The following is a 26997-nucleotide window of genomic DNA, read 5'->3' as shown; positions in this document are numbered from 1 at the left end:
CAGTTAGCAGCTTCGACAATCGAGTTTGACTTCAATCAAATTTAAGCCCATTTTTTAAACACAATCTATATAAACAGACTATATTCTTATATTGCTCAAAGACATAATTAATAAACAAGGACGCTACACATGAATTATCACCTCGCACTCGCTTGTTCATTACTCGCCTTAACGGCCTGTGATAAAGCCCCTGTGCAAACAGCTAAAACTCTGCCACTGCAAGTTAGCTATGCAGATGCTATTTATTATGGTGGTGATATTCTTACTATGACCGATGATAAACCAGAGTACGCACAAGCAATCGCAACAAAAGGTGAAAAAATTATCTTTGTGGGTAATAAAGATAAAGCACTTGAATATAAGTTTGGCAAAACAAAGCTCATTGATCTGCAAGGTAAAACTTTAATGCCTGGTTTTGTAGATGGCCATAGCCATGTATATGGTGTGGGCTTGCAAGCCATGGTCGCCAATGTTCTACCTAGCCCAGATGGTGATGCCAATAGCGTTGAGCAAATCGTCAACATCCTCAAAGCAGCACAACATAACCCTGACTACACTACATTTATCGAAAAAACAGGGGCAATTTTAGGCTTTGGTTACGATGATGCTGAACTTGATAGGTATCCAACTAAAATGGATTTAGACCTAGTTAGTACAGATAAACCTGTAATTATAATTCATACCTCAGGCCACTTAAGTGTTGCAAACAGTAAAGCGTTAGCCATGGCTGGCATTGATGCCAGCACTAAAAATCCTGATGGCGGACTGATACGCCGAATGCCTAACTCACAAGAACCAAGTGGTGTACTCGAAGAAAACGCACACTTTGCTTTATTGTTTAAACTCATGCAATCTTTTGATCCTGAGTTACAAGACATGATGCTTGAAGAAGGCCAAAAAATGTATACCAAATACGGCTACACAACGGCGCAAGAAGGCCGTGCAACCCAAGAAGCTTATGATTCAATGGTAAGGGCATCAAAAGCGAATAAATTCGTGATTGATGTGGTTGCTTATGCGGATATGGCTACGAGTAGTAGTTTCATGAACTCAACCTATAATAGTAAAGACTACACCAACCATTTTCGCATCGGTGGGGTAAAACTAAATTTTGATGGCTCACCGCAAGGTAAAACTGCGTGGTTAACTCATCCTTATTTAAAAGCCCCTGAAGGCCAAGAGCAGGGTTATGCAGGCTACCCTACTTTTAGCGATGAGCAAGCCTATAAATATGTTGAAACAGCCTTCGCTAATGGCTGGCAAGTTATGACCCATGCGAATGGTGATGCCGCCATTGAACAATTTTTAAATGCTGTTGAAAATGCGAATAACAAGCTTGGCAGAAAAGACCGTCGCCCTGTGCTCATTCATGGTCAAACAATTCGTCAGGACCAAGTTAACCGCCTTAAAGAGTTAGGCGTTTTTCCATCACTCTTCCCAATGCATACCTTTTATTGGGGCGACTGGCATGTAAACTCGGTGCTTGGTCACCCCCGTGCAGATTTTATTTCACCAACCCATGCGGTTCGCAAGCAAGGGCTAATGTTTAGCACCCATCATGATGCGCCAGTGGCACTGCCCAATGCTCTTCGCGTATTAGATGCAACGGTTAACCGCACCACTCGTACTGATCAAGTATTAGGTCCTGAGCAACGGGTTTCTGTGTATACTGCATTGCAAGCAATGACAATATGGCCTGCGTATCAACACTTTGAAGAAACCTCAAAAGGGCAATTAAAACAAGGGATGCAAGCGGATTTAATTATCCTTGATAATAACCCTTTAAAAATAAAGCCTGCAGAGCTTCATAACTTACACGTGTTAGAAACCATCAGCCGTGGTAAAACCGTCTACAGTAAAAATTAAACACATTTGAAGGAATAATATGAATAAGTTCATACAGTTAGTATTAGCCTCTATGCTGTCATTTTCAGTATTAGCAACACAAACAATCACCACAGAGCTAGATATTTATAACCTGAAAGCTCAATCTGAGTATGTATTGACCTCAGGTCAGCCGAATCAAACCGATTTTGCAAAATTAAAAGAGCTGGGAGTTAAAAATATCATTAACCTACGTGGGGATAACGAAACTAATTGGTCTGAGCAAGATTTAGTCACCGAGCTTGGCATGAATTATTACCATATTCCTGTGCAATCGAAAGCTGATATTACGATTGAAAATGCCACTAAGCTACAAAGTTTGCTCAATGAACATCAACAGCAAACAACCTTGTTGCATTGTGCTAGCAGCAACCGTGTTGGTGCACTTGTTGCGCTTTACAATGCTATTACCTTAAAAAAGCCAATTGATGAAGCTGTCGAGATTGGAAAGCAATGGGGCTTAAAAAGCCTTGAAGAGGTTGTAAGAAGTAAAGTAAACGAAGAAATTGGTCAGCCCTAAGCTGACCAATTTTTAACTGAAACTAAAGCTGCCACGCATAACTTAACTTTGTAAAAAAGGTTCGTTGGTCTCTTTCTAGCCCTTTAAGAGAGTCATCCTCATACCCTCTATCTGAGTAGCCTAAGTAAAATAAAGTTTGGGCATTAATTTTGTAGGAATAGACCAGTTGACTACCATAGTCACGATTCGTTTGGCTTACATCATAAAGATAAGCTTCATGATTTCGATCCACATCTTCAAATTGTAAAACGAGTTTCAGCATCGAGCGCATATTAAATTTATAATAAACTCGCAAATCCGTTAAGTTAGCGGTATAAACACGGTCGTTTTGTTCGTTATCTAAATAGCTGTAACTGTGCTCTAATTGAACTTGCCAATGGTCGTTAATGTCCCATGTCATTTCTGGCTCAATTCGTACCATAGTACCAAGGGCGGCATTGCTATAATCTATTTTGCTACCGTATTGCGCATACAATAAGAAACGCACGTCACGAATTGGTCTAAAACCACCGTAGATATAGCCAATATTTTGATTAAAGAACTCACCAGCATAAAACTCATTACGGTGAATAAAACCAATTTCTGTTTGTGACTGCATTTTGCCTTTAAAAGTAATAAAGCCATCGTACTCTTCTTCGAGTAAATCACCATTTTGCGCCCACGTTTTATCCCACTCAGCATTATAACTGTACTCAGTAATTGCATCCTCGGCGTCACGATACCAAGTTTGACCTCCACCAAGTTGAACTTGCTCATAGTCAGCCTTTGCTTGATAACCTAAGTCAGGGCGGTAGTCTTTGCCTATATTTTCATAGTTTGCGTAAAGCTCGTAATCACGTTTATTGCGGCTAAACTCAATATTGTAGGCTTGGTCTGATTGATTTTTTTCAAGACCATACACATCAACTAAATAATCAGAGTTCTTAGTGTCTGTTGTTACAGCTTGATATTGAAGGCTATCCGTTTGATTAAACCAATAACTACCATCAAGGGATAAAACTGTGTTGTGATAATCACCACTTTCACGGTGTGTTGTCATCAACCCAATCGTCCCCTTTTGGCCTATATCAAGTTGATAACGTCCTACAGCTGAATGTGTTTTATCACCAAGATTGGCAAAACCAGAGCCTTGGTTAGTCGGTAGCAAAACGCTGGTATTTTCATCATCCGCATACATAAAGCCATAGCTGTGCGTCCCTGTTTTACCTGTTAACTTAACACCGACTTCTGGCTCTGCAATGGTACGTGTATACAGTAATTCAAGTTGGTTAGTGTCAAAATAAGACGCACCATCTAAGAAGAATGGACGTTTTTCGGCGTAGTAAATTGAATAAGTGGTATTCACATCAAGCTCAAGTGAGTCAGCCTCAACTTGCGAAAAATCAGGGTTAATTGTAGCGTTAATGACCGCATCTTGAGTCACACCCCAACGTAAATCAAGGCCAGCCTCAGTGTCGATATCTCCATTTTGCCAATCTCCTGGCACAGTGTCTTTTGTATCATGGCGAAGTGCTGTTAATGTCGGTGTGAGCTGAATATTTTTACTCTCACTCATATTTCTAAAACCAGTTAATTTATCAAATTGACAAAAACTGCACTTAACATCACGGTCAAAACCGACATTCGACATTTGATAAAATACGTCTCGCGGGTAGTTACGCCAAACAGCAAAGCTCCATGTCAATTGCTCTTGGTTTTTAGGAAAGCGTAATGCAGTAAAAGGGATTCGCATTTCCACCACATAGCCGTTTTCAGTGATCTGCCCTGCACTATCCCAAATTGCATCCCATGAAGGGTCTTCAGCCCAATCATCAGTGTCTGTCATACGCATATCCCCTTGAGCACCAAGTGGATTTACATAAAACTCATACCCTGTACGCTCGTCGTTAAAGGTATCGATCATTAAGGCGACATTGTCATCTTGCCACAGCGTATCACGGTCCCGAAGTGCTGCACGAATTTGACTAGGATCATTATCTTTGGCAACAAATCCAACATACAAATACTTACCATCTTCATACATATAAGCATCAGTTTGTACAGGTGGCTCACCTTTTTCATTGGGTTCGTTTTGATATTTAAGAGGTATCTTAGTTGCGTGCTGCCAATGTGCTTCGTCCATGACACCGTCGACACGAATAGACTCATTGATATGAGCTAATGAAAATTCGACTTTATCATAAGCAACAGCTTTGAGGGGTACATGTGCAAGGCTAAAAAAAATGCCAGGTAGAATAGCACGGGTAATTATTTTTCTTACGTACTGCATAAACATCCATTTAAATACAAGCGTGACCTTCACGCCATTTGAGCTTTTCGAAAAGCGATTGTAATTCAATGAGGTAGAATTGTTAATGATTTTGTCTATAAAAATTAACAAATAAGTAATTTTTATTAGTTTTGAATAGGTAACAAAAAGCCCCGTAGCGTATTCGCGACAGGGCCTTTCAAAATTAACTAAAATTCAATTAGTTATTTTTTTAAGCTTAGTTTTCCGCCTTTTAAGGACTTACGTACATTGGCAATACGCGAGCGATTTTTAGCACGTGCTTCGCCTGTCGCCTGACCAGACGGCTTATTTGTACGACTACGGCGTAGATGCGCGGGCTTTTTACCAATTTTATCAATCAATACATCACGATTACTCACTTCATAGCCGGGTAACACTATGCGTTTAATGCGCTGGCCGATTAACTTTTCGATATCGAATAGGGTATTTTCTTCTTCACGGCTAACGAATGAGATAGCTTGTCCAGGTTTACCAGCACGGCCTGTACGACCGATACGATGTACATAATCTTCAGCAAGCCAAGGCAGGTCAATATTAATAACACGTGGTAAGCCTTCTATATCAATACCGCGGGCTGCCACCTCAGTTGCAACTAATACGCGAACTTTACCCTCTTTAAATTCACGTAATGCACGACGGCGATTGCCTTGGGTTTTATCGCCATGACATACAACCGCAGGAATACCATCTAGGTTTAGCTCTTTAACAAGCTCATCGGCGGTTTCTTTCATGTTTACGAAAACCAAAACCTGTTGCCAATTTTTCTTACCAATAAGCTCTGACAACAACTCTTGTTTACGGCGCTCTTCTACTGGATAAACTACGTGCTGAACGGTTTCGGCTGTACTGTTCGTTTGATCAACATGGATAATTTCAGGTTGCTTAAGTACTTTACTTGCAAACTGCTTAATTGCGGCAGGAAAAGTCGCCGAAAACAGTAAAATTTGACGTGCTTCATCACAGCCATTAATGACTGTTTGCATGTCATTAATAAAGCCCATGTCAAGCATGCGGTCAGCTTCATCAAGTACAAGGTGTTTAACACTTGCTAAGCTGATATTACCTAAACGTAGTTGATCTAATAAACGCCCTGGTGTTGCTACGACAATGTCAACACCTGCTTTAAGATCATTTGCTTGGCCGGCTAGGTTAATTCCACCAAATAAACACACTGTTTTTAACTCAGTGTATTTTGCAAATGCTTTAAAATTATTGGCAATTTGCTCTGCAAGCTCGCGAGTTGGCGCAAGCACTAAGGCACTCGGTGCATTATTATCACTCAGTGTGGTCTCTGACAGCTTTTGAATAAGAGGCAGTGCAAAAGCAGCTGTTTTACCCGTACCAGTTTGCGCACTGACAAGTACATCTTTGCCTTTTCTTATTGCAGGAATAGCACTACGTTGTACGGGAGTAAGCGTTTGGAAATTAAGTTCTTCTAATGCCTGAAGAATCTCAGAAGAAAAACTAAATGATTTAAAATTCATGCTGTATAACCTGCGGCCATCTTATCAAGGGTCGCAAATTATACAGAAAAAAAATGGTTTTAGTTAGTTATAACTTAACTAAAGTGCCTTTTAATGCTACGCCAGCGATAAAAGTACCCGCACCACACTGATATTCAGTCTCACTCACAAACTCGCGCTTTTTATAATAAGATTGAATATTCACGACTGCATTCATGCCTTCACGTTTAGCACGCTCTTGTAGAGCCTTAAGCGCACTTAACATTACCCACTCACATGCTTCGCGGTCACTTTTGTTAAACGCATTGGTTTTTTTATTTGTTATCACTTCACCATAACTGCTTTTGATTTTGCTATGACTTTGACTGGCAAAATAAAGAGGAATATCAAGCAGCGCATTTTTTGCTTTCGTTGTTTGCAATAATGCTTCAACTGGTAGTGTTTGCAGATCATCGCGCGCAGCGCTATTAGCAGAAAATAAACAACCGATAAGAGCCAAAGTGGTAATAATTAATTTCATTTAAAGTTCCTTTTGTGTCGTTTCCATGCACGCTTTAGTGAAATAGAGTTGTTGTTATTCTGTTTCACTAAGACTTGCATACAGTTCGATGTTGTCGATAAATCTCATTTAACATTGCAGTAGGTTATGCCTGCCACTTCTTAAAAATCAGCGAAGTATTAATGCCACCAAATGCAAAATTGTTACTCATTATGTAATTAGTTTGTATGTCTCGGCCACGACCTTTTATGTAATCAAGGTCTGCACATTGACTATCAACTTGACTCAAATTGATAGTCGGTGCAAACCAACCATCATTCATCATATTAATACTTGCCCACGCTTCAATCGCACCACAGGCTCCTAATGTATGTCCTAAGTAGCTTTTTAGTGAACTAATCGGCTTTTTACCAAGCGCATTATAAGTTGCATGAGACTCAGCAATATCGCCTTTGTCTGTTGATGTACCATGGGCATTGATATAACCAATATCATCTGCGGTAAGATTGGCATCGGTCATTGCCATATCAATGGCCACTTGCATTGTATCAGCAGTTGGTTGGGTTACATGCTGACCATCTGAATTACAACCAAAACCAACTAGTTCAGCGTAAATAGCTGCACCACGCGCAATTGCGTGTTCATATTCTTCTAAAATTAATGTCCCTGCCCCTTCACCGATCACAAGACCATCTCTATCTTGGTCAAAAGGACGGGGAGTTGTTTTCGCGGCATCATTTTTAGTACTGGTGGCATATAATGTATCAAATACAGCCGCTTCGGTAATACATAGCTCTTCAGCACCACCCGCTACCATCACTTTTTGACGTCCATACTTAATTGCTTCATATGCATAACCAATGCCTTGTGAGCCTGATGTACACGCTGAGCTCGTTGTAATAACACGCCCTTTTAAGCCAAAAAACACACCAACATTGACCGGTGCAGTATGTGCCATCATTTGAATATAACTCGTTGCTGTCACCCCCGTCATTTCGCCTGTTCGCATCATGTTTGCAAAAGCAAGTAGCGGCGGTGTTGACCCCGTTGATGAGCCAAAAGCGATGCCCGTAGAACCATCGGTTAAACTTGGGTGCTCTAAAAGTCCAGCCTGTTCAAGTGCAAGTTCAGTGGTGCGCGTAGACATCATAGCAACGCGGCCCATTGAGCGTACTTGCTTACGCTTATAATGACTAGGCTTTGTAAAGTGCGTTACAGGCGCAGCTAAACGTGTATTTAAATCAGCAGCACAATCCCATTGCGACATGTATTGAACTGCGTTCTCACCTTTTTTAAGCGCACCTTTAAACTCACCCCAAGTATCACCGAGTGCAGTAATTGCGGACATACCTGTAACAACAACGCGCTTCATTACACCATTCCACCGTTAACTGAGATAACTTGTCGAGTAATATACGCGGCATCTTCAGAGCATAAAAAAGAAACCGTGCCAGCCACTTCGCTCACCGCGCCCATACGCTTCAATGGAATCATTTTTAGCATTTCATCGACAGGTAAATCATCTGTCATTGCCGTTTCAATTAAACCAGGAGCCACACAATTGACGGTAATTTTACGCTTAGCAAGCTCTAGCGATAATGCTTTTGTGGCACCAATAATACCCGCTTTCGCCGCGCTATAGTTAACCTGACCACGGTTACCGGCAATCCCCGATACAGATGCCATCGTAACAATACGTCCCCCCTTACGTGTTTGCACCATAGGCATCACGGTTGGATGAACCACATTGTAAAAACCATCAAGCCCTGTGCGAATTACTTTATCCCAATCATCGCCCTGCATCGCTGGAAATGCCATATCATTGGTTATCCCAGCATTACAGATCACACCGTAGTAGGCACCATGCTCAGCAATATCTGATTCTATTTGTTCTTTTGCTAATGCTCTGTCACATACATCAAATTGTAATAAACTGGCATGCCGACCCAATGCGATAATCTCGTCGCACGTTTGTTTAGCTTCAGCCAAACCGCTTCGGCAATGTACGGCAATATCAAAGCCGTCGCCTGCTAATCGTAATGCGATTGCTTTACCTATACCACGGCTAGAGCCTGTCACTAAAATACGTTTTGTCATTAACTTTCTCTTATAAACTGCATTGGATCTTGTGGCTGAAACACATTGATTTTTGCTTCTGCTAATAGCGTTTCGTCGTGGTGAATTTGACACTCAAATACACTTAATCCTGACTCTTCTTGATACAACTGTGTAACCGTTACCTTAAGCGTTTGCCCTTTTTCAAAGATCGGTGCATAGGTTTGGTATTTACGCGTACCAATTAGAAAACCTATTTGTACATCGCTCCCTTTATCTTTTGCCAGCGCACCCGCATATGCGGCAATGGTTTGTGCCATATATTCACAACCAATATAACTGGCAACCCCGTGTAAAGACGTGTTGTAAAATGGACTCTGAGGGCTAATATCTACCTCACAACAAGCACTCTCTTCAGTATAATTGGCAAGACGATTGAGCAAAATCATAGGCGCACTATGAGGTACAACCTGCTCAATTTTATAATTCTTCATTCAGATGTCCTAGTACTACACTGACATTATTGCCACCAAAGGCAAATGAATTTGATAAACAATGGCTAACCTTTACGTGTGTAGGCTGAGTTATCAGGCCAATATCAGCTAGTGTTTCGTCAGTTTCGATTTGATTAAACACCATACTCGTAAATTCAGGATAAGCTAAGTACAACCAGCAAAGGCCAGCCTCTAGCGCACCGGCAGCACCTAATGTATGACCCGTCAGATGTTTTGACGAACTGACTGGCGTATTGTTGCCAAACACATCATTGATTGCAAGTGACTCCATGGCATCATTTTGCGGTGTTGCGGTGCCATGCGCATTAATATATTGAATATCTGAGGGGTTAATACCTGCCTCATTCAATGCAGCTTTCATTGCTGCTATAGCGCCTGAACCATCAGGAATAGGCGCTGAGATATGATGGGCATCAGAGCTCTCTCCTCCACCTAGAAAAGCAACACTGTGATCACTCAGCTTTTCTTTACTCATTACGAAAAACGCCGCGGCTTCGCCAATATTGATCCCTTTTCTATCCTTACTAAATGGCTTACAGATATCATCACTGATTGAAGACAGTGAATCAAAACCGTTAATTGTAAGCTGGCAAAGACTGTCTACCCCACCACATATCACCACATCTGCTAAATCCGCACTCAATAAAGCGCGAGCACTTATCATCGCTTTTGCGCTTGAACTACAGGCTGTAGAAATACTGTAATTTGGCCCTGATGCATTTAGTTTTTTTGCGATATAGGCAGCGGGTGCAACTAAAGCTTGATCATAATAATCAAATTGGCTTGGCCACTGCCCACTTTCAGCTTGTACTTTTCTGGCTCTTTCGCCCTCTTGTATGGCAGCTGTACTGGTACCGATTACCACTGCAATACGTTCATTTGGGCACATGATTTTTGCTAAAGTATCGGATAACTGTGCAAGGGCTAAGTCAATTAACTTATAAAAACGCATCGATTCAGATAAAGGTATCTCATGGACTAACCCCACACAGGTAGGTCGCTTTTCAAATGCCAGTGAAGTAACTTCTGTTAGTGTTTGCTTAGGCTGAGCACACACACTTTGCATAGTTTGCTCTTGCCCTACGCCCATCGCGCTAACAATTCCTAAGTCATTTAGCCAAAATGGCATAATTAATTAACCCTTTGAAAAATTATTGAGTAGTCTCGCTCGTAGTTAACAAGCTTGGTTTGACTGTCTAAAAATTGAATTTCGCTGATCAGCCGTTTTCCTTGGTAAAGGCGTCGTGTTGTCCCTTGCTCATCAATTACCAGGCCATAAAGCTGTGCATTAAGTACATCTATAGGCCAATGCACAAGCATAATGTCAGCTAAAATATAACGTGGATCAACCCCACTAATCGGCAACATTTTTTCACTTTTGACCGCTCCTAATGGAACTTTTTCGAGTTGAAAAATTGGCATGCCTTGCACCGACATTACGACTAAATTTATACCCGTTTCACTGCTCAAATTTAACTGCGCTAACAGAGTATGTTGTTCTGTATTATGTTTTACTGTAAGCACTTGCTGCCAATTATCAACGTCTAGTGAAACAGGCGGATCCGATAGATAGATACCTGCGTTAGGTGCAAGATCAAGCCCTGTTTTAACTGCATACTCACTGGCACAGCTAACTAAAAATAAGCTACAAATTACAATGATATAACGCATTATTGCTGACATAACTCGACCAAGGTGTTTAAACGTTTATCGCTTTGTTTAACAAATGGGTTATCAAGATCCCACGCATAACCCGCTAAAATGGCACTGATCATTTCGCGTATTTGTTGATTTTGTTCACTATAAAAAATGACATCCTGAAATGAACCATTATACCAAGCACTCACATAGGTTCTAAAGCAATTGACGCCTTGTTGCAAAGGGATGCTGTACTGCTTTTCAAAATCAACTTTCTCACCCCGTAAATAGCTATCAACCAAAGGAGCCACCAATGAAGCTGATTTTAAAGCGATAGTGACACCAGATGAAAAAACAGGATCTAAAAACTCCCCCGCATTCCCCAGTAACGCAAAATGCTCACCATATAAAGACGACACATTCGCTGAATAACCTTTAATGGCACGCGCCTCACCCTTTACGACACGATTTGCCAGTAATTTACTTAAGTAAGCATCTTGTTCAATAAGCTGATTTAAGCAAGTTAACGGTTCTTGCTGCTCAAACTGACTCGGTTTGCCAACCACACCGATGCTTGCTGTGCCATCGCTAAATGGAATAAGCCAATACCAAATATCTTTAAATTCGGGGTGAATATTAATGAGTATTTTCTCGCGGTCAAACTGCTCGTCGCGAATATTATCCTTAAAATGACTGAAAAAAGCCCAGCGCACCGGAAAGTTTGACGGTGTTTCTAAGTCAAGTAGTCTTGGTAACACTCGACCAAAGCCACTGGCATCGAGCACAAATCGACCTTTAATTTGATACCTTTGCTGATTTTCATCAATAACGCTAAGTAGAGCACCATCTTCACAATCCGTGTAAGCTGATACACTATGTTGATAGCGAATTTCTGCCCCCTGTTGCATCGCACCATCCGCCAAGCATTTATCAAAATCAGCACGTTTAACTTGAAACGTTGTGCTTGGGCCCGCACTGAATTTTTCTGTAAAGTCGATATGTGTATGCTGGCCACGGCGCTGAAACGCCGCGCCGTTTTTAAACTGAAAACCTAAATCTTGAGCCTGCGACTGCACTGCCTCTTCTAGGTTTGCTTCAGCTAAAAAGCGCATGCATTGGGGTAACAAGCTTTCACCTATCGAAAAGCGAGGGAAAACTTGTTGCTCCAATACCACAACACGCCACCCTTTTTTAACCAATAAACTGGCTGCCACGGCTCCTGATGGACCCGCACCAATGATAATCACATCTGCCTGTTGAATTTGCGTATTCACCTATTATTTTTCCTTATTATTAGGTAATGCAACACTAAGTGGTGCGAGTATATAAATACACATTAGCCCCACTAAAACCGTTAAACCAAAGCTAAAAATAGCGGGGGTTTTTGACACTGCGAGCATACCAAATACCCACATTGATGATGCTGCTGACAAACTAATTGCCAAAACATTACTCGGTACCAGTTTATTGATTTGATAAAATACGAGGTAATCAATTGCTAACGCTAAAATCAATAAACAGCCCAATAAGTTAAAAATCGATAATTGGCTTTGTATCAAACTGCACAACAATAGTACTGCGGTTAAAGTTAAAGCGAGTATCAAGCCTTGTTTGCATGCAGTTTTAAACCCAAACTTAAAGGTAAATAACAAAACAGCGAAGGTCATAGCAATCAGTAATGTGACTAATAATGACTGTGAGTAATGACTCAGCCCCTCAGTGATCAGCGCCACTTTATCATACACAATTAAATCGCTGTCGGCGGCTGCCCACTGCTTTAATTGCTGTTTTTCAATGCCAGTTACCATGAACCAACTGGCCACAAATGAGTTGTTTATAAACACTTGATTATGTATCAGTGGTGCTAGTGCTGAATCAAGTGCGCTCTCTAAAGTTAAGGTCGACTGGCTAAACTGCACGGGATTGGCGGTCATTTGGCTAACGATATTTATAGCAGCTTGATGGGTTAATAAATCCGCTTTATTCTCGCGTTGTCTATGAGTACTTGGTACAAGATCACTGAGCATCACAGCCTTGCCTTTATACTCATTAATTTTGCTTTTTAACGTTTCTTGCTTTTCTAAAAGTTGCTGTGCATTTTCAGCAAATAAAATCATTATCTGGCCATTGTCTTTTCCTAACAACGTCATGTGCAGTGCTTCGTTATCCATCAATGCTTTTGGGCTTGCATTTAATAGTTTTACATCATCATTTACTACTGGAGGTTTAAGTAGTGTAAATACACTTAACAGCACTAGTAGTCCTATTATTAGTGCTGTTTTATACTCGTTTACCTTCTGTAATTGCTTGCTAAGAGATGAAGTAAGATGATTAGCACTTTGACTCACTGCTAACCTGTTTTGCCAGTGGGGTAGTAAAAATCGCGTGCTAAACCAAGCAGTAACAAGCCCTGCAACAACAAATACACCGACTTGAGTTAACAGCTGAACGGGCGAGAAAAATAAACTTGCATACCCCATAGTCGTAGTCAGTAAAGAGAGCGCTAACGCAAGCTTGAGTCCACGACTAAAACCGCTTTTATGCTGCGTTAAATCAAGCATGCCATGAAATGCATAATCAATAGCAATGCCAATCAGTGTGACCGCAAATACAAGCGTCAGTACATGGATCTGATTAAATAAGCTAACGAGCACTATCGAGCCACCAAGTGCAGCACTGACCACAGTCACCGATGCAAGCCACAATGCATTCACTGATCTAAATACCCACACAACCATTATGAACAGTGCAATTAAGCTCAAGGAGCCAAATAAAGTCATTTCAAATTTTGCTTGTTTAGCATTTGCAGCGGTATGAAATAAAGCCCCTGAATAATGGACGGTTGTATTTGGGTACTGACTTTCTAATTGGGTAAGTTTAGTTAATATTTCATCATTTAAAGCGATTGCCTTATTAATCGAAAAGGCATTATTCGTGCTGTGAACAAACAAAAGTAAGTAATCTTCGCCTTGGTAGTTAGCTGTTATTCGGCCATCTTGTAATTCAAATTGTTGTATATTGGCTAAAACATGCCTCAAAAAACTTGCGGTACTAAGCGTAGGATCTTGATTGATAGTGCTAGATACAAAGGGATCAGCAATTTGGCTCAATTGCCCCAAATAATACTGCTCGAAAACTCTAGGTTCACGTAGGCTTTGTTGGTACTCGGGTGCCAACAAGTAACCTGCGTATTGGCCATAAAAATGGGCAAGGGTCTCAATCTTCGGCAGTGTAAAGCGCGGTTGAATGTTTTTGCCAGCTAACCAACTCACCATTTCGTCATAAGCTTGGGTATTATTTTCACCGCTAAACGAAAAGCTCAGTTGTTGCTTGTTTGCTGAAAAAAAGTGCTCTTCTACCTGTTGTAACCTTGGCTCCGACTTGGGCAGCAAGGCTAAAATGTCATTATTTAAAGCTGGTTGTTTTACCGCAAAAACAACAACTAACATAACAGTGAGTAAAGTTAGCCAAGATAATGTAATTGCCCACGCTTTCACTTTTGCTGCTCATTTTCAGTATATGAGAAACGCAATAAGGTAAAATTCTCATTTGGCTCTTGTAAGCGCACGGTAGTCACCTTATTAGCATCAAAACAAAGTTCAAACTGACTAAAAACGTGTTTTAGCAATGCTTGGTTAGGCAAGAGGATTTCGCAATTAGGCTCAACGCTTTTATTTATTGTAAATTGCTCTGCTAACGCCGCTCTGTCGTGTTTTAAAATTGCTCGTAGCAGGCTCACATAGGGCTCAGCCCCTTTTTGTAATTGTTCGTTTCCTTGACTGTCAAGAGTATATACTTGACCCTGTTTAATAAATAAAGTGCTTTTTACCGGTGATTGCACTTGCCACGTTAAGCCCTCTTCATTAAGTTCAAAAATGCCTTTTGAAATAAAGGGCTTGCTAAAGCCCTTAAAGTGTTTTTCTTGGCTGAATGAGCCATGCTCTATCACATTCTTAGCAAGAGCTGGCGTTATAAAAAACATACTACATAGTAGAAAAATGCTCATTCGCATTAGATCACCTTTTGTAATTTCTCATGCAGTACAGGCGGTGATACAAATTGCATCTCTTTGTTTTCTATATCAACCGCCACCTGAATAGTCGTCGCTTTCGTTAACTTTTTGCCCGTCGCAACATCGCTGATAATATAATCAATACGTAATCGCGTTTCATATTCTTTCAAATATGCATCAATCCGTATCTTTTGCGTAAACAATGCAGAACCCACATATTTAATATGCATATCAATAATTGGCCACGCATAGCCAGACTCCTGCATTTGCCCGTAATCATAATCAAATAAACGCAGCAATTCGCAACGTGCCACCTCTAAATAACGTGGGTAATTACCATGCCATACCACGTTCATAGGATCACAATCATGAAAAGGGATTTCAATTTCTACATAAGTACTCAATAAAGAGCCACGACTATGCATATAAACTCCAACGTTTAGTTTGAATAGCATCAACGGTAAAACGTAACACCGCCTCAAGTGGGCGATCTTCATCAAGCTGTGGGAAAAACTCACTAATGTCTTGATACATACTCTGCACTTCTGGGGTTAAGCTTGCGTAGTCAAGCTCACCGTTATTAATACGCAAACGTAAACCTTGAATACACGCTAACAATGTACTGGCAACCACTTGTTCGGTTAACTGCAGTACACGTAAACAATCACGTGCCGCAATAGTTCCCATGCTTACTTTGTCTTGATTATGACATTCGGTTGAGCGCGAAAACACACTGGCAGGCATGGTCAACTTTAATGCCTCAGCGGTATAGGCACTGGCACCAATTTGCACCGCTTTAAAACCATGATTAATATAACGACGTTCATCTGTACTTGCTGACAAGTTTGAAGCTAAGCCATTGTTATAACGAGTATCGACAAGTGAAGCGATTTGTCTGTCTGCTAAGTCAGCTAAATTAGCCACCGCCGTTTTCATGCTATCCATTACCATTGCAATGTGGCCACCATAGAAATGACCGCCATGCAGTACGTGCTCACCTTCACCATCGATGATTGGGTTATCATTCGCCGAATTAAGCTCATTCTCGATCATTTGCCTAAACCAAGGGAGGCTATCTTGTAATACACCAATGACATGTGGTGCACAGCGGATTGAGTATCTATCTTGTAAGCGGTCAGCATTACGTGGGTGCTCTACATGGTTTAAGTCACCACGGATCCACGCGGCCACTTGCTGTTGGCCTAGGTGAGGTTTTACCGAAAACAAAATATCATCAAAATGATGACTATTACCTTTTAAAGCAAGACTGGCAAGCGCTGTAATTCGGCTGGTTAATTTAGCAAGGTAATCGGCTCTATCGAAAGCAAGGCATGCTAAAGCAGTCATTACTGCGGTACCATTCATCACCGCAAGCCCTTCTTTAGGGCGAAGCGTTAATGGTTTTAAGCCAAGAGATTGCATAACCGCTAAACTGTTTTTAATTTCGCCTTTGTAATATACATCACGCTCTCCCACCATAGCGCCAGCGACATAAGAAAGCGGTGTGAGGTCACCACTGGCACCCACAGAACCTTCTTCGGGAATAACTGGCACGATATTGTGATTTAAAAAATCACGTAATAAATTGAGCACATCCCAGCTAACGCCTGAGTATCCTTGCGACAGTGATGCTAGGCGAGTCGCTAAAATAGCGCGTCCTTGCGTTAAGTTAAATGTATTGCCTAGACCACAACCATGAAATCGAGTTAGGTGAAGAGGTAGTTCATTAACCAAATCAAGGGGTACTTTTACAGTCACCGAGTCACCATAACCTGTGGTGACACCATAAATTACGCCATCGTCTTCTAAGAGTTTATCTAAAAATGCTACGGCACTGTCGATTTTTTTGGCAAATTGGTGATCTGAAGTTAATGCAACAGCCCCTTGTTGCAAGGCAATATGAACAATATCTTCAATCGATAAACGTTGCTCACCAAATAATGTAGTCGTGTACTCTGACACTTTAGTTCTCCTTGTTTTGGTCACGAGACACTTGCTCGTCATTTTGCCAAAAATCATAAAAATTAAACCATTGATATGGATAGGCAGCTGCGTAATAACTCAACCTTTGTGCATAATCGCTCACAATTTTTTGTAATGTTTGCTGTCTAGTTTTACGTGGCAGCGCTAGTTTGTCTGCGTATTTTTCAAATACCACCCGATAAACTCTCTTTCCACCGGCTAATTTATCTTTTAAACAGAACAAGTGAAAAACAGGGCAATCTAATAACGCAGCGAGTATAAAAGGGCCCTGTGAAAATGGCGCTGGTTTTCCTAAAAAGTCAGCCTCAACCACACGTCCGGCTGTTGTAGTACTGGTTCTATCTCCTACAATGACAACGATTTCGCCTTGCTCTACTTTATCTTTGAGCATAATCGCCATATCCGGTCCAAGATCAGTGACTTGAATTAAGTTAATGCCTACATCAGGGTTTATACTTTTTAGTAATTTGTTAAATTCGACCGCATGATGAGTAAATACCAATACATTGATGACTTTACGATAGCGATGCTGACTAAGCGCACGACAGACTTCTAAATTACCCAAATGTGAGCCAATAAAAATAGCCCCTTGCTGTTGCTCGTCAAGCTCTTTAAATAATGCCTCATTAGTATAGATAATATCGCTTTGCTGAATACGGCCAAGCCAAGCATCAATTTTATCAAACGCACTGTCAGCAAAAGAACGAAAGTGGCGAAAGCTGTCACGCCATGTAACCGCTTTATGGTTACCATTTACCTTACGTGCTTGAGTTAAAAATGCATAAGATGCTTCACGAGCTGTTTTACCTGTTAAAAACAAATAAAACACAACTGGAAACAATACGAACCATAAGCCTGAACGGCCAAAAACACGATAGCAAATTAATAAAATTTGCATACCGAGCCAATTGCCACGCTCTTGCATTTTAGACCAGTGCTTAACAGCCATCAGCCAACCACCTTACGCCAAAGTAGCTTAGGTGAACGCAGTAACATGCCGAAGAATAAACGCGTATGCAGCCAAGAAATACCCACGTTATCGTGTAAGGCTCGAAAGTGAGATACGCCATTTTCGGGGTAGATCACCTGCGTTGGCAAGAAAGTAACCTTCACACCTTGCCAATATAATCTAACTAAAATTTCGATATCAAAGTCCATGCGTTTGCCTAACGTCTGTTTAGACATTAAATCTTCAACAGCCGAAAGTGGATAAACACGAAAGCCACACATAGAATCAACAATATCAAAGCTTAAAGTTTCAACCCACACCCAAAAATGAGTAATGTAGCGACTCAAATAACGGTGTTTTGGCACAGAGCTATCATAAATAGGGCAGCCACTGATCACATTGTTGGGTGACTCATTACTCAATTCTATCAACCTACTAATATCTGCTAACGAGTGCTGACCGTCCGCATCAACTTGAATCGCATGACTAAAGCCGTGCTTATGTGCATACATTAAACCGGTTTGAACAGCACCGCCCTTACCTTGATTTTGAGCATGGGTGAGCAAAGTCAAAAAATCGTACTCGGCGTCAAGTGCTGAAAATACTTGTTTCACACTTTCGTCACTGCCATCATCAACCATAATAATCGGCAATTGTAATGCCTTTAGCTCATCAAGTACCGCAGCGATAGCATGGGTGTGATTATAATTTGGAATAACAATACAAAACTGGTTCATTGTTTAATCACAAAATACGATTCGGCCAGATGCATGCTGCCCTTTATCAGAGGAATAACTAAATAAGCATTTGCCTTTTGCATTGCGTTCTAGGCTTAAGTTAACCGTCATATCAGGCGTAGTAACCACTTGAAATTTCAATATTTCTAGATTTTTTACTAAAGAGCCAAAACCAAGGTATTGCTGCGCATATTTAACGGCCCAATCTAACTGTACGACCCCTGCTAAGATAGGCGCATTAGGAAAATGTCCACGAAAATAATCTAAATCAGCCGTAATCGTTAACGCTAAGCTGACGCTATCTTTTGCTTGTGATAAAACGCTCACCTGTGGCGTAACATTATTCAGACTTGGCAAAGTACTGCTCCAATATTTTGATGCTTAATTTAGCTTGGCTGTTAAAAGGAAGCGCATCGATATAGCGCCATTTACGTGGCAGGCATATGCGTTCAAACCGATTAGATAAATAATTTTGTAAAGTACGATTTATGATTAGTTTCCCTTGTTTAAGGCGTTCACTATTTCCATCATCTGTTAATACAACAACAGCACCTATTTGTACTCTTTTCGCGGGTAAAACAACAACTTTAGCCTCTTTTACCCAAGTATGACTTATTAAGTAATTTTCTAAGTCATCTAGATTAAGCCGTTTTTCTTCTATCTTGATTGTCCTATCAATACGGCCTAGCAATTTAAATTGACCATTGCTATGCACGTGTGCCCTGTCATCTAGCGCAAAGCCAGATTGCTCAAGAATATAAGAATCGAGTATTAAACGGCCTTCTTGATTAATTGATAAATAATTACCGCTAAAAGGCTGCCATGGAACCTCAACCGCTGCTTGAGTAACTTGCCTATAAGCAATGCCGCCTGTTTCTGTACTGCCAAAAACTTGTGTGACTGGACGAGCCAATTGATTGAAAAGCGTCTCTGCATGCTGATTATTTAACGGACCACCCGATGAAAAAAGCCACTTTATGCGTGCTCGCTCGGGTATCAGTACATTGTCTAAGCATAAGCGTCCAAGCTGTGCGGGGCTGGAAACTAACACGGCTTGTTGAGTCTTTTTCAGCTTTTGCACTATGTGCTCTGGGTACTGGATTTGTGTGCTATCAATAATGTGCCCTTTTGCCAGGGGCCAAAGCAACCTAAATAACAACCCATAAATATGCTGATGTGATACCGTTGCTAAAAATGTAAATTGCCCCTGTAAATCAAAGGCCATAGACAACACTGACAGCTCACGATTTAACACTCGCCATGGCTTAACAATCGGCTTGGATTGGCCAGAAGAGCCTGAAGTATAAAAAATCACCGCCGTGTTTGTTGGCCACTGGAGCTGAGTTAGGGGTGTAGGCGCACAAGACGCTTGCTGCTCAAGATTAGTAATCGCAGACTGCGTATCTAAATCTGCAGTATCTCCTGCAAATACCGGGGTTTGAGCCAACAACAAGCGTAATGTTTCAGGCTGGCCATTGGGCGGTAAAATGACATTATGCCCAGCACAAGCAAGTGCAAACAACCGAACGGCAAATTGATAAGTATCAGGGTGAAATAAAACGACATGACATGGGCTTTTTAACGTATGTAATTTCGCTTTAAAGGCCGCTATGTCAGCAAAAAACTGCTGCTGGTTAACGATTTTATCTGAAACAACAAAAGCACCGCTTGGGTGAAATTGTAAGTTATTAGCCAACATTATTTTTTACCTTTTGTCGGATCAACCACTCAACTAGCATTAAACCAGCGATAAGTATGTATGCGATTAAACCATTGTAAAGCGTCCACACTGATAACGAGGTGAATAGACATGTATATAAAGCCACTGAGGCGTTAAGCAGGAAAAATACGCTCCATACTTTCGTCACTTGACGCGTGTAACGTACACCGTTTTCATCAAGATCACCTTCCTTTAACCGCGCTAAACTCTCTATAACTGGAGGCCCCTTTTTTAGTGAATATAAAAAAGTAGCTGCCATGACGCTGTTAATTATCACAGGATAAAGCTTTAATCCTAATTCGCTATTAAAAACCTGTGTTACCACTAACGCCACAATTGCTAGTAAAGAGGCTGGTTTTATCCATGGCATTTTATTCGCTAAGCGCTTGCTAAGTATCAATCGTAAAATTAATAAAGCAATCAGTACTAGACTAACCTGCTTAATTGAACTGTGCTGCAAACCAAAATACACAATGAATGGGTATAAAGATAAGCCGATGATAATTAACGTAGTGGTAATTGCTTTAAGCATATTGCTGTATTAAGAAACTAGTTTTTCTACTTCGCTAACAACATCTTGCACTGTGCGTACTTGCTTAAACGCATCTGGCTCAATTTTTTTACCCGTAATTTCGCGCAATTTAACGACCAAATCAACAGCATCAATACTATCAAGGTCAAGATCTTGATATAAATTTGCATCAAGGCTAATTTCATCCGCATCGATTTCAAATTCATCGACTAAAATGCCCTGTAAAACGGTGTAAATTTCGGCAGCGGTTTTCATGCTTTTTCCTACTTCTAAGTCTATATTACGATTTGTTTTGATTAATAAAATCAGCAAGTGCATCTACTGAAGCAAAATGCGCTTTTGTTTGTTCCGAGTTCGCATCAATTTTCACATTAAACTCTTTCTTGATAGCTAAACCAAGTTCAAGGGCATCAATACTATCCAGCCCTAAGCCATCAACGAATAACGGTTGGTCATTCTCGATATCATCAATGCTAATATCTTCAAGGTCTAAGCTGCTAATGATTAATTGTTTTATTTGGTTCTTTAGTTCAGTCATAGTTGCCTGAGTTCCTCTGTAAAATAATCCTGTAAATCACGGGTTAATTGTCGCGCTTGCATTGCAGGCTGCTCATCTTTAAAAGAATCTGTGTATGCAAATTGTTGATTAGCAAAGCGCATCTTAAAATACGCCTTCGTGGGAGCGACTTTATACCAAGGTGTGTCTTTAGTTAGTGTACTTGGCTTCATACTAATCACTACTGTTGTTATGGGTGCTCGACAACGTGTTGCAATATTCGCAGCACCACGTTTGAATTTTAATGGTTCATTAGGCGTTGTTCTCGTTCCTTCAGGAAAAATAATCAAATTATTACCTGATGCAAGTGACGCTGCACATTCCTCTAGTAACTCTTGTGGATCTTCGTTACTAATATACCCCGTGCCCTTTATAACTCCGCGCATAAACGGGTTTTTAAATAAGTGTGCCTTAACGACACAATCTGCATTTTTAATCACTGATATGAGAACAACAACATCAATCAAAGATGGATGATTAGCCAACACGAGTTGACCTTTAAGTTGTTTAAAGCGCGCCCTATCATGCACAGAAAAATGAATAGCGCCTGTGTAGTGCATCAAAGCAACAAAAAACTTAAATGTGTAATGCACTGTGATACGTGCTTTTTGCTTTTGTTTATGGGCTGAGGGCTCAATACAACGCTGCAAAGGGAATACCAGCAAGGTTAAAACTATGCCACCCATACCAAATACAACAAAACAAAACCCAGTTGCAAAGATACGCCAAACTTTACCCAATAAGTTAAGAGCCATGGTATTGAAGCATCCAAGCCGACTGCTGATGTACAAGCACTGTTTTCGGTTCCTTGCGAATAAACGCATCTGCAAGTTGCACGCTCAATGGTAAACAATCGCTAGGAGGAGACACATCATGATTTGATAACTTGTTTAGTTCAAAATATGCATCGTTACCAAGTTGTGTTGAAAGCAAAAACGAGACACTATGATCCACTTGCAACTCATCAGCAAAGCAAAGATATTCTTCAGGCAGCACACTGTCTGTATGGTTGATTAGAATTTGACTTTCAAGACCTGATTTGACGCGGGCATAACCATCTGTAATAGCATCAATGATACTCTCTGCACCGCCGGCAATGGCATTCATAGCTGCTTTGTTTTGACCTGTTATCGAGAAAATACCCGTGGTCGCATTATGCACACTTAGCCCAAACGCAGTAGGAGATAAAGGCGCTTGTTCAACGAGGGTATTGAGTAACTTAGCTGTTTTAGGTAAGTCACCATGACGTGATGAAAAATTCACAGCAACTTGAGTGTGTTCTGCTTTTGCGTTATGTAAGGTATGCAATGCCATTTTCATGTAAGGGCTTAACCTACGGCGTTGCATGGCAGGGATCCAGTTTAAATCAAGTTCGCTGGAGCTTGATACTAATCGTTCAGGTATTTGTTGCCCGGGTGCAACCCAATAACACAGATTATTAACAACAAATTTCACAAACGTTTATTCTTTTAGCGCTAATCGATTGCTAATTTTACCCATTGTCCACAAAAAAGTAAAACTTTGACACTTAATTGTAACCAAAATTAAGTGTCAATTCAGTTTTATCGTAAGATAACGCCTTTTTCGTTTAAAAGTTGAGCTTTATCGCCCACAATATCAGCAACATTAAGCTCATTAATTAGGTGTTGTCCAAGCGCTTGTTGTGCTTGCGTTAACGGCACATACGGTAAACGGAAAACACTGTTTACTGCACCAGTCATCATTAAAGCGGTATTAATAGCAATTGGGTTTGGTTCACAGAATAACCATTGCATTAACGGCTGTAACTGAGTGTTAAGACTATCGTTTTTGTTATCCATTAACTGACGGAACAAGCCTGGAATTAAGTTGGAAGTTACCGAAATAACACCATGAGCATTATAGATATGACGAGCATCATGACTTTCATCATCATTGCCTGACCAACACGCAATACCTTGTTGTTCATAATGAGCAATTCGCTCATTACCACCACACTCTTTAACACCGATAAAATTTTCATGCGCTGCTAGAGGTTCAATAATATCAGGTGTAAGGTCTTGCCCTGTGCGGCCAGCCACATTATAGATAAACGCAGGACCAATATCTAATAAACGTTTAAAGTGCTCTTTCACACCAAGAATAGACGTACGACCATAATATGGATTAATTTGCAGTGCTGCATCCATACCAGTTGCAAAGCCATATTCGGTAGCTTTAATGGCTTCACGGGTATTATTACTACCTGTGTTACCTATGATAACTAGACGATCTGAAAATTTACTTACACTATGTGCAATAAGCATCAAGTGCTCTTCCCAATTCATTAGTTGGCCTTCACCTGTGGTACCACCAACAATAATCCCATCGACTCCTGCTGAAATTTGTTGTTCAACAAGCTCATCGTAACAAGCCAGATCAATATCACCGTTGTTGAGATAAGGTGTTTTAATTGCTGTGATCAAACTTGCTTGTTTAATTGTTTCTAGGCTGCGCATAACTATTTTTATGTTTGGAAAATTTGCGCTAGTTGTAACATAAATACAGGCATTTTCCGAGTAGTACATGCTAATAAATAAAAATACTTGATAAAATGTTTAGGGTAAGCCAGAATTAAACACTGTACAAATAAACAGTATTTATTGCGAGTAATTGATAATGCAACTTTCAAAATTTTTGGCTAATTACTTTTACACCACAGAGGAGCTTTGTCATGCACTATCAATTGATGAAGAAACACTAACTGATTGGCAACAAAAAGGGCTATTCCCGAAACCAAGTTACTGCTTACAAAGCCAATTAGAATGCAGCTCTTACTCAGGTATTTATCAATGTGAGGAATATCAAGACTTTTATCCTCGTGGTGCGTCTAGCTGGGGCCAGCACATTATTAAACATGATGTAAAATCATCATGCCAAGCCTTCAATCACTTTGCCCAACAATATTCGACTCAACTTAGTAAACTGGCCGAGCAAGGTTACGCCCTTAATGAAGACTTATTTGGTTCTGAGATTGACGAACATTTGCAACAAGTTTGGCAGCAGTTTTTATGCAGCAAATATGGGGTATTAACCCAAAATGGGTTGATTGAAGAAGCCGTGCAACTTGATGTAGCAAAGCTACTCATTGATGATATTACCGAACTTCGTACGAAAACAGGCTTAACAGTCGATGAGCGCCAAGCACTTCACAAAGCTTTAAAACTTATGAACAAAGCATTGAGTCACGGTACTGGCAACGAAGGTAAAAACACCCTGCGTCACAAATATATTGAAGAAGTTGTCTGCAAATATGATCTATCTGTAAAATAAATAAAGCCGCCAAATGGCGGCTTAACCTTATTATTTATTGATCCCACTGTGGTGCAAAATCAGGGTTCGCTAAACGTTTGTTTTGGTCTAACGCATTAATTCTATCTATGTCTTCATGATCAAGTTTCACTGAATCATCAAAATTATCAGCCAAATTTTCTCGCTTAGTTGATGATGGGATTGTCGTCATCTCATTTGCATTTACCCAAGCAAGTACGATTTGCGCAGGTGTAGCGTCATGTTTTTTCGCTATATCCAATATCACATCATCTTTGAGGGCTTCACCTACGGCAAACGGCATATAGGCGGTAACATGGATATCATGTTGTCCACAAAAAGCGCGCAATTTAGTATTGGTAAGATACGGATGAACTTCAATTTGATTGGTGAAAATTTCTCTCGCGTCGAGCGTTTGCATCGCCTCTTTCAAGTTGGCAATGGTAAAGTTTGAAACACCAATGTGTTTTGCTAAACCAAGTTCTTTTACTTTTTTGAGCTCAGTTAAATATTCACTCATTTTTTCTCCATTACTCGGAGAAGGCCAGTGAATAAGTAATAAATCAACATAATCTAGTTGCAGCTTTTCAAGGCTTTGTTTAACACTATCAACAAACTTGGCTTTATTTAGTTTGTCATTCCAGACCTTGGTAGTAATAAAAATTTCACTGCGGGGCACAGAGCTGTCTTTAATTGCTTTACCGACTTGCTCTTCATTACCATAAATTTGCGCTGTATCTATGTGTCTAAAGCCAATATCAAGCGCCATTTGAACTGAATTGTAAGCTGTCTTTCCTTCTAGGCGAAATGTACCAATACCTAAATCTGGCATTTCAATAACATGTTGTGACATAACCTCTCCTTTTGAAGTAATTCGTTATAAGCTTACTTACTTCACTGAGGCCAAATTTTAGAGTTTCAAGGAGGGATTTAAAATAAGTTAACTTAACAGGAAATTATTAACCGTAAATAAGTACTTCCTAAATTGCTCAAGATTACCTATAAACATGTATATAGATAATACACACGCCCTCATTGGGAGTTTTATACTCTTCTATTTATTAAATTAGTCTAAGTGCTCATAGTGACCGCGGTACACTTCAAAGGTTTTCACTACCGTATGCTGCTCTTTAGTGAGATTATCAAACCAAGTATCAAAACGCTCATCATCATCTTGCTCACCCAGAGCAAGGTACTGTGCTAAGAGTTCAATTATATCATTGTGACTGAAGTTTAAAGTATCGACATGGCTCGCAAGTGTTGAATGATCTTTATCACGAAGCGTATTCATTACATTTTGGTCCAATTGCTCAGTTTGAATTTCATCGTTCACTGCCTTACTCCTTCTTATTATATGAGCACACATACCTAGTTATAACAGCCTTATTAACAATAGCCAGCTTTTTGAATTCAAGTGGTCAGAGTTTGTTCAGACTGACTAAAATCAAACCACAAACATTAAATAAGAATTATTTTTATCTTGATCTTACCAGTTTGAACACTTATTATTTGATACATTATCACATAGCAAAAGGTTATATAATGAAACCGAATATACACCCTGATTACCAGCAAGTCGCCTTTCATGATACAGCAGCAGATAGCTACTTTATTATAGGTTCAACAATTAAAACATCGCGAACAGTAGAGCTTGAAGGCAAGACCTATCCCTATGTGCCTATCGATGTATCGAGTGACTCACACCCTTTTTATACTGGTAAACAAAAAGCTGTGGCAAGTGATGGTCGAGTTGCTGCATTTAATCGCCGATTTAAAAATTTAGCGAGCAAATAAAAAGAGAATTAAATGAAGGTATTAAGTTCATTAAAAAGCGCAAAAAATAGACCTGGGTGTCAAATCGTCAAACGTAAAGGGCGCGTGTACGTGATTAACAAAGAAAACCCACGCTTTAAAGCCGTACAAGGGAAAAAGAAAAAACGTTAAAAAGGTGCAAAGGCACCTTTTTTATTTGCCAAATAGTAGCTCCCAAAAACCAGGTGGCTCATGAAGTTCATGGTATTTTTTTCGTAAAGTATCTATTTCTTTTAATGGTACTTTTGCCGCTAGTATTCCCTGCTTATTGGCGAGCCTTTTAGCATCTTCTGCTTTATGGATAACTTTATCGATACCCTCAATAGAAGCAGATTGATGCTGTTTAAAGTCAGCCGTTTTTGCTTTCTCTAATAGTTGAATAAACTCATCAATTGCGTGGTTGAACTCGCTCAACTCACTGGCTTGCATAGCATTTTTGTATGCTAACCCCATATTCTTCATGTTAGCTTCTAAATCGATGCCTTTAGCAAAGCTAGATAAAGAGGTAACTAAAAAAAGGGCACTCAAAACAACTCTCATACTA

31 protein-coding genes are annotated in these 26997 nt (G+C 40.3%); 5 read left to right on the top strand and 26 right to left on the bottom strand.

What is annotated here, in order from left to right:
• Positions 1-129: 129 nt before the first annotated feature.
• Together L3V41_RS06310 and L3V41_RS06305 are read left to right on the top strand one after the other, a co-directional pair.
• Positions 130-1866 (top strand): amidohydrolase, encoded by a 1737-nt coding sequence (locus tag L3V41_RS06310; RefSeq protein ID WP_237127365.1) that lies wholly within the window; start codon positions 130-132, stop codon positions 1864-1866.
• 19 nt (positions 1867-1885) lie between these two features.
• Positions 1886-2404 (top strand): protein tyrosine phosphatase family protein, encoded by a 519-nt coding sequence (locus tag L3V41_RS06305; protein ID WP_237127364.1) that lies wholly within the window; start codon positions 1886-1888, stop codon positions 2402-2404.
• 22 nt (positions 2405-2426) lie between these two features.
• Here L3V41_RS06305 and L3V41_RS06300 read toward each other — a convergent pair whose 3' ends face one another.
• The 23 genes from L3V41_RS06300 to dapA all read right to left on the bottom strand — a co-directional run bounded on the left by L3V41_RS06300 (position 2427) and on the right by dapA (position 23830).
• Positions 2427-4679, bottom strand: coding sequence for a DUF5916 domain-containing protein (locus L3V41_RS06300; protein WP_237127592.1), 2253 nt, complete (start codon positions 4677-4679; stop codon positions 2427-2429).
• A 197-nt stretch (positions 4680-4876) separates the two neighbouring features.
• Positions 4877-6178 carry a DEAD/DEAH box helicase gene (locus L3V41_RS06295; RefSeq protein WP_237127363.1) on the bottom strand — a complete coding sequence of 434 codons (1302 nt, stop codon included), beginning with the start codon at positions 6176-6178 and terminating at the stop codon, positions 4877-4879.
• Between the two features lie 67 nt (positions 6179-6245).
• A complete protein-coding gene (locus L3V41_RS06290) occupies positions 6246-6677 on the bottom strand; it encodes a hypothetical protein (protein WP_062567122.1) in 432 nt (143 codons plus the stop codon).
• A gap of 124 nt (positions 6678-6801) precedes the next feature.
• Positions 6802-8028: a beta-ketoacyl-ACP synthase gene (locus L3V41_RS06285; protein ID WP_237115328.1), complete on the bottom strand. Its 1227-nt coding sequence runs from the start codon at positions 8026-8028 to the stop codon at positions 6802-6804.
• Positions 8028-8753 (bottom strand): 3-oxoacyl-ACP reductase FabG, encoded by a 726-nt coding sequence (gene fabG, locus L3V41_RS06280; protein ID WP_062567124.1) that lies wholly within the window; start codon positions 8751-8753, stop codon positions 8028-8030. Before fabG ends, L3V41_RS06285 begins: the two co-directional genes overlap by 1 nt.
• Positions 8753-9205 carry a hotdog family protein gene (locus L3V41_RS06275; protein ID WP_237127362.1) on the bottom strand — a complete coding sequence of 151 codons (453 nt, stop codon included), beginning with the start codon at positions 9203-9205 and terminating at the stop codon, positions 8753-8755. Before L3V41_RS06275 ends, fabG begins: the two co-directional genes overlap by 1 nt.
• Positions 9192-10355: a beta-ketoacyl-ACP synthase gene (locus tag L3V41_RS06270; RefSeq protein ID WP_237127361.1), complete on the bottom strand. Its 1164-nt coding sequence runs from the start codon at positions 10353-10355 to the stop codon at positions 9192-9194. Before L3V41_RS06270 ends, L3V41_RS06275 begins: the two co-directional genes overlap by 14 nt.
• 2 nt (positions 10356-10357) lie before the next feature.
• A complete protein-coding gene (locus L3V41_RS06265) occupies positions 10358-10909 on the bottom strand; it encodes a DUF3261 domain-containing protein (RefSeq protein ID WP_237127360.1) in 552 nt (183 codons plus the stop codon).
• Positions 10897-12138, bottom strand: a complete 1242-nt coding sequence (locus L3V41_RS06260; protein WP_237115332.1) for an NAD(P)/FAD-dependent oxidoreductase — start codon at positions 12136-12138, stop codon at positions 10897-10899. The genes L3V41_RS06265 and L3V41_RS06260 overlap by 13 nt, the downstream gene beginning before the upstream one ends.
• Positions 12139-12141: 3 nt before the next feature.
• Positions 12142-14361, bottom strand: a complete 2220-nt coding sequence (locus L3V41_RS06255; RefSeq protein WP_237115333.1) for a transporter — start codon at positions 14359-14361, stop codon at positions 12142-12144.
• On the bottom strand, positions 14358-14870 hold the full coding sequence (locus tag L3V41_RS06250) for an outer-membrane lipoprotein carrier protein LolA (protein ID WP_167346326.1): 513 nt from the start codon (positions 14868-14870) through the stop codon (positions 14358-14360). Before L3V41_RS06250 ends, L3V41_RS06255 begins: the two co-directional genes overlap by 4 nt.
• Positions 14871-14875: 5 nt before the next feature.
• Positions 14876-15301, bottom strand: a complete 426-nt coding sequence (locus tag L3V41_RS06245) for an acyl-CoA thioesterase (protein WP_062567131.1) — start codon at positions 15299-15301, stop codon at positions 14876-14878.
• Positions 15294-16838, bottom strand: coding sequence for an aromatic amino acid ammonia-lyase (locus L3V41_RS06240; protein ID WP_237127359.1), 1545 nt, complete (start codon positions 16836-16838; stop codon positions 15294-15296). The genes L3V41_RS06245 and L3V41_RS06240 overlap by 8 nt, the downstream gene beginning before the upstream one ends.
• 1 nt (position 16839) lies before the next feature.
• Positions 16840-17808 carry an acyltransferase gene (locus L3V41_RS06235; protein WP_237115335.1) on the bottom strand — a complete coding sequence of 323 codons (969 nt, stop codon included), beginning with the start codon at positions 17806-17808 and terminating at the stop codon, positions 16840-16842.
• Positions 17808-18545 (bottom strand): glycosyltransferase family 2 protein, encoded by a 738-nt coding sequence (locus tag L3V41_RS06230; protein ID WP_062567134.1) that lies wholly within the window; start codon positions 18543-18545, stop codon positions 17808-17810. Before L3V41_RS06230 ends, L3V41_RS06235 begins: the two co-directional genes overlap by 1 nt.
• A 3-nt stretch (positions 18546-18548) precedes the next feature.
• On the bottom strand, positions 18549-18902 hold the full coding sequence (locus L3V41_RS06225; RefSeq protein ID WP_062567135.1) for a thioester dehydrase: 354 nt from the start codon (positions 18900-18902) through the stop codon (positions 18549-18551).
• On the bottom strand, positions 18886-20244 hold the full coding sequence (locus L3V41_RS06220) for a class I adenylate-forming enzyme family protein (RefSeq protein ID WP_237127358.1): 1359 nt from the start codon (positions 20242-20244) through the stop codon (positions 18886-18888). The genes L3V41_RS06225 and L3V41_RS06220 overlap by 17 nt, the downstream gene beginning before the upstream one ends.
• The gene (locus L3V41_RS06215) at positions 20234-20797 is read right to left on the bottom strand and encodes a septation protein IspZ (RefSeq protein WP_237127357.1); all 564 of its coding nucleotides are present in this window, start codon (positions 20795-20797) and stop codon (positions 20234-20236) included. Before L3V41_RS06215 ends, L3V41_RS06220 begins: the two co-directional genes overlap by 11 nt.
• Before the next feature lie 9 nt (positions 20798-20806).
• Positions 20807-21052 carry an acyl carrier protein gene (locus L3V41_RS06210; RefSeq protein ID WP_062567138.1) on the bottom strand — a complete coding sequence of 82 codons (246 nt, stop codon included), beginning with the start codon at positions 21050-21052 and terminating at the stop codon, positions 20807-20809.
• A gap of 25 nt (positions 21053-21077) precedes the next feature.
• Entirely contained in the window at positions 21078-21335 is a 258-nt protein-coding gene (locus L3V41_RS06205) for a phosphopantetheine-binding protein (RefSeq protein ID WP_062567139.1), read from the bottom strand.
• Positions 21332-22108, bottom strand: a complete 777-nt coding sequence (locus tag L3V41_RS06200; RefSeq protein ID WP_237115339.1) for a lysophospholipid acyltransferase family protein — start codon at positions 22106-22108, stop codon at positions 21332-21334. Before L3V41_RS06200 ends, L3V41_RS06205 begins: the two co-directional genes overlap by 4 nt.
• On the bottom strand, positions 22098-22808 hold the full coding sequence (locus L3V41_RS06195) for a beta-ketoacyl synthase chain length factor (protein ID WP_062567141.1): 711 nt from the start codon (positions 22806-22808) through the stop codon (positions 22098-22100). Before L3V41_RS06195 ends, L3V41_RS06200 begins: the two co-directional genes overlap by 11 nt.
• A 107-nt stretch (positions 22809-22915) precedes the next feature.
• The gene (dapA, locus tag L3V41_RS06190) at positions 22916-23830 is read right to left on the bottom strand and encodes a 4-hydroxy-tetrahydrodipicolinate synthase (RefSeq protein WP_237115340.1); all 915 of its coding nucleotides are present in this window, start codon (positions 23828-23830) and stop codon (positions 22916-22918) included.
• A 160-nt stretch (positions 23831-23990) separates the two neighbouring features.
• Here dapA and L3V41_RS06185 point away from each other — a divergent pair, with 160 nt between their 5' ends.
• Positions 23991-24644 (top strand): DUF6058 family natural product biosynthesis protein, encoded by a 654-nt coding sequence (locus L3V41_RS06185; RefSeq protein WP_062567143.1) that lies wholly within the window; start codon positions 23991-23993, stop codon positions 24642-24644.
• Between the two features lie 34 nt (positions 24645-24678).
• Here the strand turns inward: L3V41_RS06185 and dkgB are convergent, their stop codons facing one another.
• Positions 24679-25494, bottom strand: coding sequence for a 2,5-didehydrogluconate reductase DkgB (dkgB, locus tag L3V41_RS06180; RefSeq protein ID WP_237115341.1), 816 nt, complete (start codon positions 25492-25494; stop codon positions 24679-24681).
• Between the two features lie 213 nt (positions 25495-25707).
• On the bottom strand, positions 25708-25974 hold the full coding sequence (locus tag L3V41_RS06175; RefSeq protein WP_237127356.1) for a hypothetical protein: 267 nt from the start codon (positions 25972-25974) through the stop codon (positions 25708-25710).
• 209 nt (positions 25975-26183) lie between these two features.
• Here L3V41_RS06175 and L3V41_RS06170 point away from each other — a divergent pair, with 209 nt between their 5' ends.
• Both L3V41_RS06170 and ykgO read left to right on the top strand, forming a co-directional pair.
• Positions 26184-26435, top strand: a complete 252-nt coding sequence (locus L3V41_RS06170; protein WP_062567146.1) for a type B 50S ribosomal protein L31 — start codon at positions 26184-26186, stop codon at positions 26433-26435.
• A 12-nt stretch (positions 26436-26447) separates the two neighbouring features.
• A complete protein-coding gene (gene ykgO / locus L3V41_RS06165; protein ID WP_062567147.1) occupies positions 26448-26585 on the top strand; it encodes a type B 50S ribosomal protein L36 in 138 nt (45 codons plus the stop codon).
• 21 nt (positions 26586-26606) lie between these two features.
• Here the strand turns inward: ykgO and L3V41_RS06160 are convergent, their stop codons facing one another.
• Positions 26607-26993, bottom strand: a complete 387-nt coding sequence (locus L3V41_RS06160; RefSeq protein WP_237127355.1) for a cytochrome b562 — start codon at positions 26991-26993, stop codon at positions 26607-26609.
• Positions 26994-26997 lie beyond the last annotated feature (4 nt).

This window comes from Pseudoalteromonas sp. L21 (assembly GCF_021728035.1).
Taxonomy (GTDB): Bacteria; Pseudomonadota; Gammaproteobacteria; order Enterobacterales; family Alteromonadaceae; genus Pseudoalteromonas; species Pseudoalteromonas arabiensis.
This window is presented reverse-complemented; position numbering and strand designations above follow the sequence as displayed.